Source organism: Marinitenerispora sediminis (genome assembly GCF_003336425.1).
GTDB lineage: Bacteria > Actinomycetota > Actinomycetes > Streptosporangiales > Streptosporangiaceae > Marinitenerispora > Marinitenerispora sediminis.
Genome location: NZ_QEIO01000242.1, coordinates 1 through 4,676, shown reverse-complemented (window position 1 = coordinate 4,676; position 4,676 = coordinate 1). Strand labels below are relative to the sequence as shown.

The following is a 4,676-nucleotide window of genomic DNA, read 5'->3' as shown; positions in this document are numbered from 1 at the left end:
ATTCCCGCATCGCGAACCGCTCCCGCGGCGCCGCCCCCAACGAGCGCCCCGGCACGGCTCGTACCGCCCGCCACCGCAGTCCCACGGAGCCCTGCCGGGGGCGAGGGCGCGGGCGCGGGCCGGGCCGCGCCGGATCCGTGAGCCGGCTCCGCCGCGCGGAACGCGCGGACTCGTTCGCCGTTACGCGGGCGGGGCTCCGAGCGGGGCGGGCGGTACGAGCCGTGCCGGGGCGCTCGTTGGTGGCGGCGCCGCGGGAGCGGTTCGCGATGCGGGAATGCCGCCGGGGAGCCGCTGATGGCGGCCGAGGGAAGCGGCACTTGACGGTGTGTTGACGCGGGGAGGTGCAGGATCGTCCTGACCGGGAAGAACCGCTGCTGCGGGAAGGAGCGTTCCTCGGGGAGCCGGTGGGATCCGCGGCCCGCCGTCGGCCGCGGTGGCCCGGCTGGCGGTGCGGCGGCCGGGGCGCTGGTGAGCCGGGAGCGGGTACCGGTGGCCGGATCCGGCCACTGTCCGCCGGGGGTGCTCCACCGCGCCGCGACCTCGGACGGTGATCCGAGTGTCACGCAGGGGTATCCCGGAGGCAAGGCGGAGTTTCCTGGGGATTTATTGAGAGCACAATAACGACATGATATCAATTGGGGAGTTCAGCCGTCGTCGATTGGACTGAGGAACCCCGGTATGGCTGCCATCACTTCGGATTCCACAGCGACCGCCCACCGGCCGGACACGGGCGGCCCCGCGGAACCAGAAGTGGCGCGGCGGAGCGCCCCGGCCACCCGGACATCGGCGCCGGGACGCACCGCGTGGCTGGACCTCACCCGCGTCGCGGCCATGTGCACCGTCATCGCGGTGCACGCCTTCGCGCCGGTCGTCACCACCCGCTACACCGACTTCGGCACGGCGACCTGGTGGACGGCGAACGCCGTCGACTCCGCCCTGCGATGGTGCGTCCCGGTCTTCATCATGCTCAGCGGGGCCCTGCTGCTGGCGCCCCGCCCCGAGGGGCTGCGGATGTTCTACCGCCGCCGGTTCTCCCGCATCGGCACGCCGCTGCTCGTCTGGACGGTCGTCTACCTCGCGTGGGAGGCGCTGTACCGCAGCGACATCGGCCTCCAGCAGGCCGTCAGCCAGGTGCTCTCGGGCAATCCCGCGCTGCACCTGTACTTCCTCTTCGTCCTCGCCGGCCTGTACGTGCTCACCCCGTTCCTGCGGATCCTCACCCGCCACGCGGGCACCCGCACGCTCTGGGGCTTCGCGATCGTGATGTCCGCGCTCGGGATCGTGGACCAGGCCGTCACCGCGTTCGACGGCGCCGGCGAGCCCAATGCCGTCACCCGCTTCCTCCCCTTCGTCGGCTACTACGTCATGGGCTACCTGCTCCGCGAGACCGACCTCACCCGGCGCCAGACGTGGGCGTCCGGCGGGCTGTTCGCCGGCAGCGTCGCCGTCACCGCCCTGGCCGCCGGCCTCGTCGGCGCGGCCACCGGCGGCTGGGGCTCGGCCGCCAACTACGTCTACGACTACCTGTCGCCGACCGTCCTCGTCATGTCGGTCACCGCGTTCCTGCTGTTCCGCGCCCTCGGCACCCGCTGGTCGGCCCGCACCGCCGCCGAGGGGGAGGCCGAGCCCGCGCGCCGATGGCTGCGGACGCTCTCCGAGCTCAGCTTCGGGGTCTTCCTCGTGCACGTGATGGTGCTGTACCAGCTGCGCGACCTCACCGGCCTCCCCGACCACCCGCTCGCCATGACCGCCACCGCCGCGGGGCACATCGTCGTCGTGCTCCTCGTCAGCCTGGCCGCCACCGCCGTCATCCGGAGGATTCCGCTGCTGCGCGCCACGGTGTGACACTGTGACGGGGTGAGCACCGCTGTGACGCGATCCGACGCCTCCGGTCCGGCGCCGCGCACGGCCGCGGCCAGCGGCCGCGGGCGCGACCCGCACCGCCGCCGCGCCATCCTGGCCGCCGCTGACCAGGTCATCCGGCGCGACGGCCCGGACGCCCCGATGTCGGCCATCGCCGCCGCGGCGGGAATCAGCAAGCCGATCCTCTACCGCCACTTCGGCGACAAGAGCGGCCTGTACCGCGCCCTGGCCGAACGCCACGTCGATGCCCTCATGGCGCGGGTGCGCGCGGAGTTCCACGGCCCCGCCGACCTGCGCGGACGGGCCCGCGCCGCCGTCGACGCCTACCTGGGCATGGTGCAGCGCAACCTCAACCTGTACCGCTTCCTCGTCCACCGCGCCACGGCCGAGGACCCGCGCACCCGCGGCGACCTCGGCCTGATGGTGCGCCGGCTCGGCGAGGAGCTGGCCGACCTGCTGACCGCGGAGGGCCGCGCCGGCGGGCCCGTCCGCGCCAGGATCACGGCGCACGCGGTGATCGGCATGGTGCAGGCGGCGGGGGAGTGGTGGCTGGAGCACCCGGAGGTGGACCGCGCCACCGTGGTCGAGGACCTGACCTGCGCCGTTGTCGGCGCCGTCACCGGAGCGCCGCCGGGGACTTGACCTGGAGCGCACTCCAGGTAGCAGGCTGTGGGTCCATGAGCGAGTACTACACCCCCGGTGAGGTCTCGGCCAGGTTCGGAGTCAGCCTCGACACCCTGCGCTACTACGAGCGCGCGGGGCTGCTGACGGAGGTCGAGCGCGCCGCGACCGGCCACCGCCGGTACCGGGCGTCCGACGTCGAACTGCTCGACCTGGTGCGCTGCCTGCGCGACACCGACATGCCCATCGCGCGGCTGCGCGAGTTCGCCGAACTCGTGCGGGAGGGCGACCACACGATCCCGCGCCGGCTCGACGTGCTGCACGCGCACGCGGACCGGCTGGCGCGGCGCATCGAGGAGCTGCGGGAGCGGGAGCGCGCCATCCTCCACAAGATCGACTACTACCGGTCAGTGCTCGCGGCCGACGGAGCGCCCTCCGCCGCGGCCATGGGAAGAGACGACACCGCCCTGGAGACCGTCATGGAAGAGGTGAACTGATGCGTTACCGCACCATCGGGACCGGATCTGCTGCCCGCCGGGTCAGCGCCATCTGCCTGGGAGCGCTTCCGTTCGGCAGCACCGTCGACGAGGAGACATCCTTCGCGATCCTGGACCGCTTCGTGGCGGCCGGCGGCAGCTTCGTCGACACGGCCAACAACTACGCGTTCTGGGTGCCGGGGTTCCAGGGCGGCGAGAGCGAGACGGTGCTCGGCCGCTGGCGCGCCGACCGCGGAGTCGGCGACGAGGTCACCATCGCCACCAAACTGGGCGCGCTGCCGCGCACGCCGGGCGGCGGCCTGGAGGACGCCGAGGGCCTGTCGGCCGACGCCGTGCGCTCGGCCGCCGAGCGCAGCCGCGAGCGCCTGGGCATGGAGCGGCTCGACGTGCTGTACACGCACATCGAGGACCGCTCCGTCCCGCTGGAGGAGACGCTGGGCGCGCTCGCCGACGAGGTGGCCGGCGGCCGCGTGGGCCTGCTCGGCGCGAGCAACCACGCCGTGTGGCGCCTGGAGCGCGCCCGTGCGCTGAGCGCGGCGCGCGGCCGGCCGGGCTACGAGGTGCTGCAGTACCGCTACAGCTACCTCCAGCCGCGGGTGGACGTGCCCTTCCCCGAGAAGGGCCACGTACACGCCGGCCCGGAGCTGCTCGACTACGTGCGGAGCGAGAACGCCGCCGGCGGCGGGCCCGCCCTCGTGGTCTACACCGCGCTGCTCGCCGGCGCCTACAGCAATCCGGCGAAGACGCTCTCCGAGCCCTACGACCACCCCGGCACGGGCCGCCGCCTCGCCGCGCTGCGCGACGTCGCCAAGGAGGCGGACGCGACGCCGAACCAGGTGGTGCTCTCCTGGCTGCTGGACGGCGACCCGCCGGTGATCCCGCTGGTCGGCGTCAGCTCGACCGCCCAGCTGGACGAGGTCCTGGCGTCGGTGGACCTGACCCTCACCCCCGACCAGCGCCACCGGCTGGACGAGGCGCGCTAGCACGGGACGCTTTGGGCGCCGCCCGCTCCCGGACCGCGGTGTCCGGGAGCGGGCGGCGCGACCCGCAGACCCCCGCCCGGCCCCCACCGCGGTCGCCCGGGCCTCCGGCCGGGTGCCGGCGCGGCCGGGGCAGCCGGGGCGGCGTTGTGCGGGCGCCGGGTGCCCGCGCCGCGGGCCCGCAGGCGCGCCTCCCGGCCCGCCCGCAGCGCCATTCCGTCGACCTCGACCACCGGTCCCCGTCCGGGAGCCGCTGCCGGACGCGTACCGCGGCCGCGAGCAGCCGGGCCCTCCGCTGGCCGCCCTTGCCGGCCGCGGCCTCACGGCCGTCGGCGGGGGCGGGGTGCCCGGGAACGGGTTCCACCCCCGGTGGCGAGGACGATGCCGATACCTGAGCCGGGTGACGGCCGCACCCGGCTGAGGTATCGGCGGAAGGCGGCGCTGGGCCCCGCGACCAGGACGCCCCTGCGGGCGAGTGTGCCGCGGTGTGTAGCGCAGGTAGGCGGCGCGGTGCGGCGCCGCGGCGGCCTTGCCGGTGCCCGGCCCGCCCCGCACCACCAGCACGCCCGGAAGGCCGGAGCGGAGGACCACCCGGTCCTGCCCGGTCCGGATCACGGCCACGGCGTCGCCCATCCGGCCGGTGCGACCCCGGCCCGGCACCGCCAGCAGCGCGCCCCCTCCCACGAGCGGAGCCGCGGTCGGCGCCGCCCATGCC

The 4,676-nt window shown here is 75.1% G+C and carries 4 protein-coding genes; all 4 read left to right on the top strand.

Annotated elements, in window-relative coordinates:
• The first annotated feature begins 750 nt into the window (after nt 1-750).
• Genes DEF28_RS25575 through DEF28_RS25560 form a run of 4 tightly spaced genes read left to right on the top strand, consistent with a single transcriptional unit; the run spans nt 751 to nt 3,964 of the window.
• The gene (locus tag DEF28_RS25575) at nt 751-1,845 is read left to right on the top strand and encodes an acyltransferase (RefSeq protein ID WP_233515539.1); all 1,095 of its coding nucleotides are present in this window, start codon (nt 751-753) and stop codon (nt 1,843-1,845) included.
• A 12-nt stretch (nt 1,846-1,857) separates the two neighbouring features.
• Nucleotides 1,858-2,505, top strand: coding sequence for a TetR family transcriptional regulator (locus DEF28_RS25570; RefSeq protein ID WP_114400724.1), 648 nt, complete (start codon nt 1,858-1,860; stop codon nt 2,503-2,505).
• Nucleotides 2,506-2,540: 35 nt separating this feature from the next.
• Nucleotides 2,541-2,981, top strand: a complete 441-nt coding sequence (locus DEF28_RS25565) for a MerR family transcriptional regulator (protein WP_114400725.1) — start codon at nt 2,541-2,543, stop codon at nt 2,979-2,981.
• A complete protein-coding gene (locus DEF28_RS25560; RefSeq protein WP_114400726.1) occupies nt 2,981-3,964 on the top strand; it encodes an aldo/keto reductase in 984 nt (327 codons plus the stop codon). The genes DEF28_RS25565 and DEF28_RS25560 overlap by 1 nt, the downstream gene beginning before the upstream one ends.
• Nucleotides 3,965-4,676 lie beyond the last annotated feature (712 nt).